The 12,130-nt window shown below is 67.3% G+C and carries 14 protein-coding genes and 1 pseudogene; 7 read left to right on the forward strand and 8 right to left on the reverse strand.

The window, feature by feature from the left end; genetic code table 11:
* Nucleotides 1-34: 34 nt before the first annotated feature.
* Nucleotides 35-1,048, forward strand: a complete 1,014-nt coding sequence (locus ACAG20_RS03140; protein WP_370491497.1) for a TIGR03617 family F420-dependent LLM class oxidoreductase — start codon at nucleotides 35-37, stop codon at nucleotides 1,046-1,048.
* Nucleotides 1,049-1,057: 9 nt separating this feature from the next.
* On the opposite strand, the gene ACAG20_RS03145 is transcribed toward ACAG20_RS03140, so the two are convergent.
* From ACAG20_RS03145 to ACAG20_RS03165, 5 genes are all read right to left on the reverse strand, one after another.
* Nucleotides 1,058-2,329, reverse strand: coding sequence for an APC family permease (locus ACAG20_RS03145; protein WP_370491498.1), 1,272 nt, complete (start codon nucleotides 2,327-2,329; stop codon nucleotides 1,058-1,060).
* On the reverse strand, nucleotides 2,329-3,132 hold the full coding sequence (locus ACAG20_RS03150) for a DUF6498-containing protein (protein ID WP_370491499.1): 804 nt from the start codon (nucleotides 3,130-3,132) through the stop codon (nucleotides 2,329-2,331). The genes ACAG20_RS03145 and ACAG20_RS03150 overlap by 1 nt, the downstream gene beginning before the upstream one ends.
* A 178-nt stretch (nucleotides 3,133-3,310) precedes the next feature.
* A complete protein-coding gene (locus ACAG20_RS03155) occupies nucleotides 3,311-4,111 on the reverse strand; it encodes an alpha/beta fold hydrolase (protein WP_112683686.1) in 801 nt (266 codons plus the stop codon).
* Nucleotides 4,112-4,210: 99 nt separating this feature from the next.
* Nucleotides 4,211-4,867, reverse strand: a complete 657-nt coding sequence (locus tag ACAG20_RS03160) for a sterol desaturase family protein (RefSeq protein ID WP_370491500.1) — start codon at nucleotides 4,865-4,867, stop codon at nucleotides 4,211-4,213.
* Nucleotides 4,864-5,586 (reverse strand): FadR/GntR family transcriptional regulator, encoded by a 723-nt coding sequence (locus tag ACAG20_RS03165; RefSeq protein WP_370491501.1) that lies wholly within the window; start codon nucleotides 5,584-5,586, stop codon nucleotides 4,864-4,866. Before ACAG20_RS03165 ends, ACAG20_RS03160 begins: the two co-directional genes overlap by 4 nt.
* A gap of 160 nt (nucleotides 5,587-5,746) precedes the next feature.
* On the opposite strand from ACAG20_RS03165, the gene ACAG20_RS03170 reads away from it, so the two are divergent.
* Nucleotides 5,747-6,175: a cellulose-binding domain-containing protein gene (locus ACAG20_RS03170; protein ID WP_112683683.1), complete on the forward strand. Its 429-nt coding sequence runs from the start codon at nucleotides 5,747-5,749 to the stop codon at nucleotides 6,173-6,175.
* 60 nt (nucleotides 6,176-6,235) lie between these two features.
* Here ACAG20_RS03170 and ACAG20_RS03175 read toward each other — a convergent pair.
* Together ACAG20_RS03175 and ACAG20_RS03180 are read right to left on the reverse strand one after the other, a co-directional pair.
* Nucleotides 6,236-6,514: pseudogene (locus tag ACAG20_RS03175) on the reverse strand (DUF222 domain-containing protein); the annotation flags it as partial.
* Nucleotides 6,515-6,526: 12 nt separating this feature from the next.
* Nucleotides 6,527-7,009, reverse strand: coding sequence for a MarR family winged helix-turn-helix transcriptional regulator (locus ACAG20_RS03180; RefSeq protein ID WP_112683682.1), 483 nt, complete (start codon nucleotides 7,007-7,009; stop codon nucleotides 6,527-6,529).
* Between the two features lie 96 nt (nucleotides 7,010-7,105).
* On the opposite strand from ACAG20_RS03180, the gene ACAG20_RS03185 reads away from it, so the two are divergent.
* The 3 genes from ACAG20_RS03185 to ACAG20_RS03195 all read left to right on the forward strand — a co-directional run bounded on the left by ACAG20_RS03185 (nucleotide 7,106) and on the right by ACAG20_RS03195 (nucleotide 9,115).
* The gene (locus ACAG20_RS03185) at nucleotides 7,106-7,735 is read left to right on the forward strand and encodes an NADPH-dependent F420 reductase (protein WP_112683681.1); all 630 of its coding nucleotides are present in this window, start codon (nucleotides 7,106-7,108) and stop codon (nucleotides 7,733-7,735) included.
* Between the two features lie 53 nt (nucleotides 7,736-7,788).
* Entirely contained in the window at nucleotides 7,789-8,733 is a 945-nt protein-coding gene (locus ACAG20_RS03190) for an SDR family oxidoreductase (RefSeq protein ID WP_370491502.1), read from the forward strand.
* Between the two features lie 91 nt (nucleotides 8,734-8,824).
* Nucleotides 8,825-9,115 carry a hypothetical protein gene (locus ACAG20_RS03195; RefSeq protein WP_370491503.1) on the forward strand — a complete coding sequence of 97 codons (291 nt, stop codon included), beginning with the start codon at nucleotides 8,825-8,827 and terminating at the stop codon, nucleotides 9,113-9,115.
* A 15-nt stretch (nucleotides 9,116-9,130) separates the two neighbouring features.
* Here the strand turns inward: ACAG20_RS03195 and ACAG20_RS03200 are convergent, their stop codons facing one another.
* Entirely contained in the window at nucleotides 9,131-10,756 is a 1,626-nt protein-coding gene (locus ACAG20_RS03200) for an MFS transporter (RefSeq protein ID WP_370491504.1), read from the reverse strand.
* A 198-nt stretch (nucleotides 10,757-10,954) separates the two neighbouring features.
* Here ACAG20_RS03200 and ACAG20_RS03205 point away from each other — a divergent pair, with 198 nt between their 5' ends.
* Both ACAG20_RS03205 and ACAG20_RS03210 read left to right on the forward strand, forming a co-directional pair.
* Nucleotides 10,955-11,578: a TetR/AcrR family transcriptional regulator gene (locus tag ACAG20_RS03205; RefSeq protein ID WP_234825496.1), complete on the forward strand. Its 624-nt coding sequence runs from the start codon at nucleotides 10,955-10,957 to the stop codon at nucleotides 11,576-11,578.
* A 55-nt stretch (nucleotides 11,579-11,633) separates the two neighbouring features.
* A complete protein-coding gene (locus ACAG20_RS03210; RefSeq protein WP_370491505.1) occupies nucleotides 11,634-12,026 on the forward strand; it encodes a nitroreductase family deazaflavin-dependent oxidoreductase in 393 nt (130 codons plus the stop codon).
* The last annotated feature ends 104 nt before the right edge of the window (nucleotides 12,027-12,130 follow it).

Consider the following 12,130-nt stretch of genomic DNA (forward strand, 5'->3'; position numbering starts at 1 on the left):
CTCCCGACAGCGCACCGGCACGTAAGATCGCACCGTGCAGACTGACGTCATGACCGTTCCGCAGCCCTTGGGAGAGGTCGGTGCATTGGCCCGGCGCACCCAGGCCGCAGGCTTCTCGGGGCTGCTGTTCACCGAAGCCGGTCGTACCGCATATCTGAACGCCGCCATGGCATCTCAGTCCGCTCCCGGACTGGAGCTTTCGACCGGGGTCGCGGTTGCCTTTCCGCGCAGCCCGTTCGTCACCGCGGCAACGGCCTGGGAGTTGCAGGAGGCGACCGCCGGGAGGTTTCGACTCGGTCTGGGCACCCAGGTTCGTACCCATGTCGTGCGGCGCTACGGCGCAGCGTTCGATCGTCCCGGCCCTCGGCTGCGTGACTACGTGCTCGCCGTGAAGGCGTGTTTCGCCGCGTTCCGGACGGGAAGGTTGGACCATCACGGACAGTTCTACGAGCTCGATTTCATCACTCCGCAGTGGAGTCCCGGCCCCATCGAGGCGCCCGATCCCAAAGTCGATATCGCAGCGGTGAATCCGTGGATGCTGCGCATGGCAGGCGAAGTGGCCGACGGTGTGCACGTCCATCCGCTCGGAGAACCCGGCTACCTCACACGTCACGTGGTGCCCAAGGTGGCAGAAGGCGCCCGCAAGGCGGGACGCTCACCGTCGGAGGTCGCCATCATCGTGCCCGCGATGACGATCGTCGGCGACAGCGACGAAGAGCGGCACCGGGAACGAGAGTTGGTGCGCGCCAGCATGAGCTTCTACGGCAGCACCCCGAACTACGCGTTCATCTGGGATGAGGCCGGCTTCGAAGGCACCACCGCCCGACTCCGCGAAAAGCAGAAGGCGGGCGACTTCGCGGGCATGGCGGCACAGATCACCGACGAACACTTGGCCACCTTTGCGACCGAGTCGACCTGGGATGAATTGGCCGACAAGCTGATCGACAAGTATGGCGCAGTGGCGACTCGGCTGGTCTTGTACAACGCTCTCGGCGATCCCGAACGCTTTGAGCGGTACGGCCAGATCGCGCGCCGGATCTCCGGGTAGCCCCGGGCGTCACCGGGTGGGCGTGGCGCGCCGCCGACGCCAGGCGCTTCGGGCGCGGCGCAGTCCGTATACCGCTGCGCCGCCGCCGATCACTGCGGCGCCGGACACCACCGATGCCGACGGCAGGGCGAACGCCAATGTCCCGCACCCCAGGACCCCGAGAATCGGTAGCAGCGGAGCCGGGCGCCCTTCGTCGCGGCGCAGCGTCAACGCCGATGCGTTCGCGACCGCGTAGTAGATCAACACCCCGAACGACGAGAAGCCGATGGTATTTCGCAGATCCGCGGTGGCTGCCAACGCCGCCACCACCACACCGATCAGCAGTTCGGCCCGGTGCGGCACCTGAAACCTCGGGTGCACCGCGGCCAGTACGTGCGGCAGATGGCGATCCCGCGCCATGGCCAACGTGGTGCGGGACACCCCCAACAACAACCCCAACAGCGAACCCAGCGCCGCCACCGCCGCAGCTGCCTGCACGACGGGCACCAGCCAATTCGCCCCCGCGGCCTGCACCGCCTCCGACAACGGTGACACCGCATTCGCCAGCCGCGGCGCACCCAAGACCGCTAGCACGGCCACCGCCACGACGGCGTAGACCGCCAACGCGATGCCCAACGCGAGGGGGATCGCGCGGGGGATGACCCGAGCGGGCGCACGGACCTCCTCTCCGAGCGTGGCGATGCGCGCATACCCGGCGAACGCGAAGAACAGCAGTCCCGCCGACTGCAGCACCCCATCCACCGTGACGTCCGTCAGATCGATGCGGGGCACCGCCGCAGGCTCGGCGCGCAACGATGTGACGACCACCGCGGCCAGCACCACCACCACGACGGCGACAATCACACGGGTAAGTCGGGCTGACCGCTGCACCCCGGTGTAACTCAGCGCCGTCAAGGCGAGCACCGCCGCCACTGCGACCGCATGGCTGTGCGCCGGCCACAGATAGACGCCGACGGTCAGCGCCATCGCCGCACACGAGGCCGTCTTGCCCGCCACGAACGCCCACCCGGCCAGGTAGCCCCAGAAATCACCGAGCCGCTTGCGGCCGTAGAGGTAGGCGCCGCCAGAGGTCGGGTAGCGGGCCGCCAACCGCGCCGACGACGTGGCGTTGCAGTAGGCAACCAACGCGGCCACCGCCAGCCCGATCAACAGCCCGGCCCCAGCCACCCGCGCCGCCGGGCCCAGCACGACGAAGATTCCGGCGCCGATCATGGAACCCAGGCCGATCACGACCGCGTCGCCGGTGCCGAGGCGGCGCGCCAAAGCCTGGTTTTCGCCCATCATCGCCTCGCCCGCCAGGGCTGCTCGTTGCGTCGCTGCCGCTCCCGCTCGCGGTCTTGATCGTGGGCCCAGAAGTCCTCGAAGCGTTCTCCCGGGTGCACATTGGGCATTCGGTTCATCAGGTTGCTCAGCCAGCGTGGCGGGCGGTCGGGCTCCCATTGGGGAATGACGGCGCTGAGCGCGGCCAGGGTCTTGAGGACGACGAAAATCCCGAACAGCGTGCCCGGAGCGTCCGTGGCGGCGATCCCGGCGAAGCCGAGCAGCAACGTCAGATGCACGACCATCACTCGGCCCAGACCGACATCGGCGGCGCGTTCGAGGTCGCGGAAGGACCAGCGGCGCAGATCGACCAGATCCAGCAGGAACCCCACCGCCAGAAACAGCAATACGGACAGACATCCCCATCCGACGCTGCGCCAGTCGAGGTCGATCAGCTGAAGCTGCGGCGCCCGGTTGTAAGTCAGCAGCGCGAGAATGGTTCCGAGGAAGACCCCGTGGGCAGCACAGAAGGCCAGACTGACCAGAGTGAAGCCCCACAAGAAGGACGAAGTCGCCGGGCCGCCGGTTCCCGGGCCGCGATAGCGGAAATGACCGGATTTGGGTGAGAGACGTTGGTGCACGGCGATGCGGACCATCATCAACAGGCACATCGCGACGTTCTCGAACCAGTACACCACCAGAGTCGTTGCGCCGGACCAATGCTGACCGAACCAGCCGAAAGCCGGCACGGCGATCACTCCGAGCGCAGCCAACAACTGAGCCGATGAGGTTGCGGAGCCGCGCCGCGAACCCGGCGAGGTCACGGTTTAACCCGAGGTCGTGCCTCGGCCGGCCTGGCCACCGAGATGCGGGCCCGCGAGCAGATCGAGGTCGTGGAGTAGTCGACCCCGAGCAGCGCCTCAATGCGGTTGGCCACGGCTCATTCAAGCACTCGCGGCGCGCCGTGAAGCCGCCAAACGAGGCCGAGATTCACCGGACTTGTTATGAGGCCTCGGCCCGCCGGTCGGGGGCGCTGCCCTCGAGCAGTACGCGTGCGACGAGTTCGGGATCGTCGGCCATCGGCACATGGCCGCACCCCGACAGCCGGATGTGGCGTGCTTGGGGGAGTCGTCGCTCGGCGATCCGCGCCTGATAGGGCAGCAGGATCCGGTCACGCGCGGCCCAGGCGACGGTCACCGGGATGTCGGCCGGGATCTCTCGGTCGAACACTTCGGCGGCCGGGAAGATCTTCTTCATCGCGGGAACGGCCCGCCGCATGCCGTGGAGGTCGGCCACGAACTCGTCGGCCGGGATCCGGTCGGGGTGGGCCGACACCACCGCGCCCATCATCCGCCTGGCCCGCGCCGACCGCGCGAGCGTGGGGATCACGGGCGCCAGTGCGCGGGCGCTAGTGGTCAGACACCAGAAGACGAACCGGATGTAGGCGAAATCGAGGGCGTTGTGCCAGTACGCGGCGGGGGACAGCACGGTCGCGCTGGCTACCAGATCATCTGCGGCGGCCTCCAGCGCGATCCGGCCGCCGAGCGAATTTCCGGCGATGTGCGGGCGCTCCAGACCCAACTGGTCCAGCATCGCGACCAGCTCGGTACGCAGGGTTCCTTGCACGTCACCGTCGCGGACCACCAGGTCGTGGGACTCGCCGTGCCCGGGCAGGTCGAATAGCACCACGGTGCGGTGGTCGGTGAGGTGCTCGAGCACCGGATACCACGCCTGCCTGCGGTGGGTGATCCCGTGGACGAGCACCAGCGGCGCACCGGTGCCGTGGATCTCGTACTTCAGCATGGCGGTGCTCCTTCGCGGCCGGCGGCGATGTCGATGTGAGGCAACCGTAGCGTTCCCGCGGTGCCCGGGTTCGCGGCTTGGGCGGTGTGAGTCGCGGCGTCAGCGGTTCGCGCCGTGCAGATTCCTGGCGGTCGGGGATGTCGGTACCGTCGACTGATCCGGGTGTGTGCCGAGCAGTCGATCGGCGGTGCCGGTGGTGGTGATCGTGAACCAGTAGTTCTCATTCTTGAAGTGGTGCTGTCGGTGATTGCGCCAAATCAACCGGTAGGCACGGGTTTTCGGCTTGTAGTCGGTGTGGATGAGGTAATGGGTCCACTCGTAAACCAATCCGAGGCCGGTCAACATGACCACCGATGTCAGTCCCAGGCCGAGCCGGCTGGAGACGAGCAACGGCACCGCGACGGCCGTCGGGATCAACCAGAGCAGAGTCTGGCGGGGTATGAAGATCAGCTCGATCTGCCGCGGGTCACGGTGATGCTCACGGTGTTTGCGCGCCAGCAACGGATCCAGAGTGAAGCGGCCGGCGGAGCGGGGCCGCCAATGCAGGATGCCGACATGGATGACCCACTCGAACACCGGAAAAGCGACGATCATGAGTGCCGGCAGCACAGCATCGCTGACTTGCCAGTCGCCGACGGCGATCCGGGCGGTCAGCGCCGCGATGAACGTCAGCGCCAGGCACCAGGGGGAGGGGTGGCGCCAGAACTCCCGGCCCGCATCGGACAGCGTGAGGCCGCTTCGCGCACGGGTGGTCATCGCTGTTCGTCCAATCCGGACAGGGCGGTGAGCAGGGCGCCGGTGGCCGGTTCCAGTAGTTCGACCGCGGCGCGCCGGGCGCCCGCCGGGTCGCCGGCCGCGATCGCCTGCGCCACGCGCTGGTACGGCTCGGGATGGCTGACCTCGACGGCCATCACGGTCGCCAGGGCTTCCAGGGCCGGCTCGTAGGTGACACGCAGCGTGTTGAACATCAGCCGGAAGACGATGGAGTCGGCGGCATCGACGACGTGGTCCCAAAACGTCAGCGCGGCGCGCTGGCGCTGCACCGGGTCCGCTTCGGCGGCAAGGGCGTCCACGGCGCCGTCGAGCACCGCGGCGGCCTGCGGGCCGCTGCGTTGGGCCGCCAGCTCGGCGACTTTGGGCCCGTTGTGCAGCCGGGCCTCCAGGATGCTGCGCACGACTTCCAGGTCCAGCTCCTCACCCCGGAGCAGCAGGCGGGGCAGCAGGTCCAGGCCCGCGTGACGGCGGTAGTCCCGCACGGTGGTGCCGTCGCCGTGCCGGACCTCGATCAGGCCGGCAGCGTTGAGCCGGCTGAGTGCCTCGCGAACCGCCGGCCGGGAGACGCCCAGGACTTCGGCGAGCCTGCGCTCATTGGGCAACACCTCGCCGGGCGCCATCTCGCCGCTGAGCACCTCGGACATGATCTGCTCGAAGACGTGTTCGGGTACCGAGCGTCGAGTCACCTGCCGCAGAGCCATACCGCCAACTTGCCCGATTGTTGGCCAGAGGTCAAGTGGTCAGACCAGTCCCGGGGCTACGAGGCGAAGATTTCGTGACGATGTCGGTTCAGACAACGTCCGGCAGCTTGGCCGTGCCGCGACAGCCGAAATCGGCTGTGCGGATCTACGGTGTGCTGCTATGGGCCGGCTGGACAGGCGTACGAAGCGCTTACGTACTGCGCTTCACGTCGGCGCGTCGGTATTGCTGGTTGTCATCCTGGGACTGGCCGCCACCGCTGTGGCGCATGCGGCCGCCGCCAGCGCGACGCTGTCGGTGACCTCGACGTGGCAGACCGGTTTCATTGCCCGCTTCGTCATCACGAACAGGAGCGCCGCGCCGCTCGCCGATTGGCGGCTTGAATTCGACCTGCCGGTGGGACAGTCCATCTCGCACAGCTGGAGCAGCACCTTTGCACGCTCGGGTACGCACTATGTTGTCGGCCCCGCCAATTGGAATCGCATCATCGCGCCGGGTGGTTCGGCCACCGGTGGTTTCCGCGGCGTGCTGTCCGGGACGTACTCGCCACCGGTGAACTGTGTGCTCAACAGACAATATCTGTGCAGTTAATGTCGCGGGTGACGGCCGGATCAGGTCCTGTCGGTGGCCCGACTTTCAGTTGACCGTCGGTGGCGCCTGCGGCACCAGGTTGCTCAGTTCGGTCGCGCCACCGTCCTCCCAGTGCCGGATGTGATGGGCGTGCAGACCGCGGCCGGCGCCACAACCAGGAACAGCGCACGTGCGGTGACGGTGCTCCAGGGCGCGGCGGAGCCGTCGGCCGACGGTGCGGGTCGAGCGACCGCAACCGATGACCTCACCCTCGCGTTCGAACCAGACCTCACAGGTGGCGTCGCACGTCAGGTACTGCCGCTCGGAGGCTGACAGCGCGGGGCCCAGATGCAGGGCCGCCATCGGCAGGACTTATGAAGGCTTCGCGGCGATGGGGGAGTCGCGGTGTGTGGCCAGGTGGTGCAGGATTCGTTCGTTGAGGGCGGCGAGCGTGTCGAGCTCAGCCGGGGTGAACAGGTCGATGAAGTTCCGGCGGACGTCGTGCACGTGTCCGGGTGCGGCCTTCTCGATCGCGGCGCGGCCGGCCGGCAGCAGACAGACCATGGTGCTGCGGGCGTCGTCGGGGTTGGGCTCGCGGCCGACCAGCCCGTCTTTCTGCATGCGCCGTACCTGATGGGAGAGACGGCTCTTCTCCCAGCCCAGCGTCTGGCTCAACTGGCGGGCGGACATGCGATCTTCGTCGACAGCAGAGAGCGCCGCCAGGACCGAGTAGTCGGCCCCGGACAGGCCGGCCTCCAGCAAGCGCCGGCTCAAGTGGGCTTCGATCTGTTGGTTGGCGTCTATGAACGCTCGCCAGGCGCGGCTTTCACGAGGTTTCAGCCAGTTCGGTTCCATCCACAGATGCTACCCCAGTTGGTTGACGAATCATCCAAAGTGTGTCTAAAGTTGATGAATCAACCTTTTGATTCGTCGGCCAAGACGGGATATCTCATGAACAGCATCAGCATCATCGGCCTGGGGAACATGGCCGGCGCGCTGGCCGGCCGGGCGCTCGCCGGCGGCAACGAAGTCGAGATCATCGGCCGCGACCCGGTCAAAACCAAGGAATTGGCCGCCGCGCTCGGCGCCACCGTCGGGACGGCTGCGACCGCCCCGGCCGGCGATATCGTCATCCTGGCCGTGCCGTACGCCAGCGCAGCAGCGGTGGTCAGCGAGTACGGGGATGCTTTGCGCGGCAAGGTCGTCGTCGACATCACCAACCCCGTCACCCCCGATCTGACGGGCTTTGTCACCCCCGAAGGCAGTTCCGGCGCGCAGGAGATCGCCGAGGCCGCCCCCGCCGGCGCGGATGTCGTCAAGGCGTTCAACACTTTGTTCGCCAACGTTGTGGCGGACAGCCCAGCTCACGGTCGCCGGGCTGACGTGTTCATTGCCGGCGACGACGCGTCGGCCAAGGCGCGCGTGTCGGACTTCATCGAGAGCCTGGGACTGCGTCCGCTGGACGCCGGGCCGCTGTCGATGGCGCGGGCACTTGAGAATGTCGGCCTGCTGGAGCTAAGCCTTCTCAACCACTCCATCAAGCACACCGACTTCTTCGTCGGCGCCAACGTTCTCAGCTGAGCGACCGCCCGAGCACAACCACCCCTTGCACCTCCATTGAAAAGGACAGTCACATGCGTATTTTCGTCGCCGGCGGGACCGGCCACTCCGGTTCGTACATCATCCCCGAACTCGTCGCCGCCGGGCACGAGGTCACCGGCCTGGCCCGGTCGGACACGGCAGCCGCGGCCCTGACCGCGCTCGGCGCGAAGGTCCGCCGCGGCAGCCTTGAAGATCTCGACGGGCTCAAGGAGGCGGCCGCGAGCTCCGACGGGGTGATCCACGTCGCGCACCGCCAAGACCTGCTGCCGTTCGGCGGGATCGACGTCGTGACCGCCGCGGAGGTACCGGTCATCCTCGCCTACGGCGAGGCACTTGCGGGAACCGGGAAGCCACTGGTCGCGGCGGGCAGCATGGCTTCGCCCGGGCACCTGGGGCGTCCGGCCACCGAGGCGGACCCGGCCTTATCCGGTGGGGACGAATACCGCGGCACCCTGCGTTTCCGCAACGCTGTGGAACTTGCCGTAATCGGCCTCGCCGATCGGGGAGTGAGGTCTTCGATCGTGCGATTGCCCACCATCGCGCACAGCACGACAGATCGCTCCGGCTTCCTGCCGGGGGTGATCGCGCTCGCGAAAGAGAAGGGCATCGTCGGCTACCCCGGCGACGGCGAGAACCTCTGGGGGGCCGTGCATATCTGCGACGTCGCCAGCCTGTTCCGCTTGGCGCTGGAAAAGGGCCCGGCCGGCAGCTACTGGCACGCGGTGGAAGACGCGGGTATCCCGTTCCGGGAGATTGCCGAGGCCATTGGCGGCCGGCTGGGCCTGCCCGTCGTGAGCGTTCCGGTGGATGAACTGATGCTGCCGGGATACTTCGGCATGTTCACGAATCTGGTCACACTGGACCTTCCGGCCTCCAACCTCATTACGCGCCGAACCCTCGGCTGGGAACCCACTCAACGCAGGCTGCTCGCCGATCTGGACAACGGGAACTACTTCCCCGGCCGGCTGACGGCATAGCCGCGCGGCCGATCACACCTATTCCCAGGAGGATTCATGACCGCGTTCGCCCCACATCGCGAAACCTTGGAGTACTTCGTCGACTGCATTCATGGCGGGGCCGACAAAAACACCCGCCGGTCACGTTCCGGCCGATCACCCGGCCCGCCTGCACGCCCGCGACTACAAGAAAGCTTTTGCCGCTCGGCTCAGCGAAACCGCGCGCGAGGCCGGCGCCACCGACCCCGACCAACTCGGCGAGCAACTGGCACTGCTGCTGGACGGCGCCTCAGCACGCAACCGCGTCCTCAACTCCGAGAGCTTCGCCACTGCTGCCGCCATCGCCGCTGTCCTCATCGACAATGCCATCCCCGCGGCAGCAGAACCGCTTGGCGCACACTGAAACCGCTGGGCGTCGTCACCTACACCGGCGGTTCGACTTGAGCCGGTGTCTACCGGATGTCGGGCGAAGTGCGGCGAGTTGCCGTCCATCGCGACCGGGTGCCCAGATGGCGGTGAAGGATGCGACGATCAGCACGACGATGCCGAGCATGAGTAGGGAGGCGTCCATGGCGTGCAGGAAGGCGATCTTGGCGTGGGTTGCCAGGTCGCGTCCGGCGGGCCCGAGCTGTTCGGCGATGACCAGGGCCTGGGCCAGCGAACCGCAGGCGGACTCGCTGATCCGCGGTGGCAGCGCCACGGTGCTGGGTGCCAGTGCGCTGCTGTATCCGGCTGCCAGCACTGAGCCTGCCAGCGCGATGCCGAGCGCCCCGCCGAGCTCGCGGGTGGTGTCGTTGATAGCTGAGGCGACGCCTTGCTTGTTCAGCGGCACGGAGCCGGTGATCGCGGAAGTCCCGGGGGCGTTGCACAGGCCCAGGCCGGTGGCGATGACGCAAATCGGCCAGGCCAGGTCGACGTAGGGTGATCCGAGTTCGAGGTTGCGCATGGACAGCAGCCCGAAACCCAGGATCGCCAGGCCGCCCGCGAGCGACACCCGTAGCCCGAGCCGGGGCAGGTACCAGCTTGTCAGCACCGAAAGGGTGAGCAGCGGTACGGCCAGGGGAGTCAACGCCATCGCGGTGCGCAGCGGGCTGTAGCCCATGACGAGTTGTAGATGTTGCATGGACAGGAAGAAGAAGCCGAAGATCGCAAAGAACAGTGTGGTCATTGTGATTGAGCCGGTGAGCATTTCGGGTCGTACGAACACTCGGATGTCGAGCAGCGGGTGCGGCCGGCGCAGTTCGACTACGCCGAAGAGTAGTGCCAGCACAACGCCGCCGCCCAGGCAGCAGGAGACCAGCGGGTGGCCCCAGCCCAAAAGTGGGGCCTCGATCACGCCATAGACAAACGCCGCCACCGCGGTGGCGATGAGAACCGCGCCCCGGTAGTCGAGCGGGGTCGACGCGGCGTCCTTGGAGGATGTGATCGTGAAACCAAGCACGAACAGCAGCGCCGAGGCTCCGACGAAGGACCAGAAGATGAGCTGCCAGGGCCCGAACTGGGTGAGGATCGCAGCGCCCGTGAATCCGACCAGCGCACTGGCTGCGCATGCGCCGGCCCAGATACCGATCGCCTTGTTGCGTTCGTCGGCCGGGTACGCCGAGGTCAGTAGTGACAATGTGGCGGGGAGGATGGCTGCGGCGCCGACTCCGGTGACCGCCCGGGCGGCGATCAGTGCGGTGGGGGTGTCGATGAAGATCGGTGCCAGCGAGGCTGTGCCGAAGATCGCCAAGCCGATGAGCAGTGCGCCACGACGCCCGTACCGGTCGCCCAGTGCGCCGGCCGGCAGCAGCAGGCATGCCATCACCAGGGTGTAGGCGTCGACGATCCAGGTGAGTTGGTGTTGCGTGGCCATGGTCTCGGTCGCGATGGCGCCGAGCGCGGCGTTGAGGGCCACCATCGACGACATGACCATGAGCACGCCCAGGCAGCAGACGGTCAGCAGCCAAAGCCGGGCCCGCCTCGAGATGGCCGGGGGCGGATCCGGGCGATCGGGGGAGACCGGCGGTTTCTGATCGCCGCGTGTCGTGGTCGGTGAGCTCATTGTGCGACGGGTGGAGCGGGTATGAATGCGGAAATACCGTGGCGTTGAAAGCAATTGATGTCGCGGACCACATCGCAAGGCCGGGGCATCGTGGACCTCCAAGGGATCTACCGGCAGCGCTCGGCACCGTCACATACAGCTGTATGTGACATGCAGACTGTAGGTCACCGGTTGGCGGTGTGCAATAGGATGTGGGCCGTGCACGAGCGGGAACCATTGGATTCCAAGGCACGACGTGCGGCGCAAGCCGAGGCGACCCGCGCGGCGCTCGTGGATGCCGCTCGGCAGTTGTTCGTCGAGAAGGGCTATCACCGAACCGGCACCGAGGAGATCGCGCACGCTGCCGGTGTGGGTACCCGGGGTGCCCTGTACCACCATTTCGCCGACAAACGGGCGCTGTTCGAGGCGGTGTTCATCGCCGTCGAGGAGGAGCTGGTGTTGGCGGGCGCCACCAGCCTGAACGACCCTGCTGACGGGGTGTTGAACCAGCTGCGCCAGGGACTGGCCGGGTTCCTGGACGCATCCTTGGCTCCGCACGTGCAACGCATCCTGCTGATCGATGGTCCGGCTGTGCTGGGCTGGGCCAGGTGGCGGGAGCTGGAAAATCGCTACGGTGTCGGGGCGCTCCGCATGATGCTCGAACGCGCGATCGACGAGGGTGAGCTGACAGCGGGCCTACCGGTAGCGGTTTTGGCTCACATCCTGCTGGTCGCCGCCAACGAGACGGCACTGTTCGTCGCCAACGCAACCGATCAGCGCGGCGCACGCGACGAAGGCGCCAAGGCATTGAACGCACTGCTGGATGGCCTGCGGGCACGCTGATGGGGTCTGGGTTGTGCGCTCACCGCGCCACTGACCGGCCGAACAGGAGGTGACAATGCGCGTTGGGCGCTCGGTTGCTCGATTCAATCGCCGCTTCACCAACCGGGCGGCGCTGCGTGTCGTAGGTCGCATGCCCGCCCTGGGAATACTGGAACATACCGGGCATCGAACCGGAAACCGTTACCGCACACCGCTGCTCGTTTTCGATACCGCCGACGGGTACGCCCTGCTCATCGGCTACGGACCTACGACGCACTGGGTCCGCAACGTTCTGGTCCATGGCTCGGCCGCCATCCGGAAGCACGGCCGCACCCACCGGGTCGCCAAGCCGCGCATACTCAGCAAGGCCCAAGCCGCTCACACCGTCAAACCGCTTTCGCGGCCGCTATACCTGCTGTTCCCGTACAACGAGGCCGTACTGGTGCTGACCAAGTGTCAGCCACGGTGAGCCGGCTCCGGCGGTGCCGAGGGGCGCGATAGCGCTGTGGTCTGAAACATGGCGCCGGTGACACTCCAGCACGATAGTGTTTCACGGTGTCAGGCGATGAAGCC

It is taken from the genome of Mycobacterium sp. pW045, assembly GCF_041287085.1.
Lineage (GTDB): Bacteria > Actinomycetota > Actinomycetes > Mycobacteriales > Mycobacteriaceae > Mycobacterium > Mycobacterium algericum_A.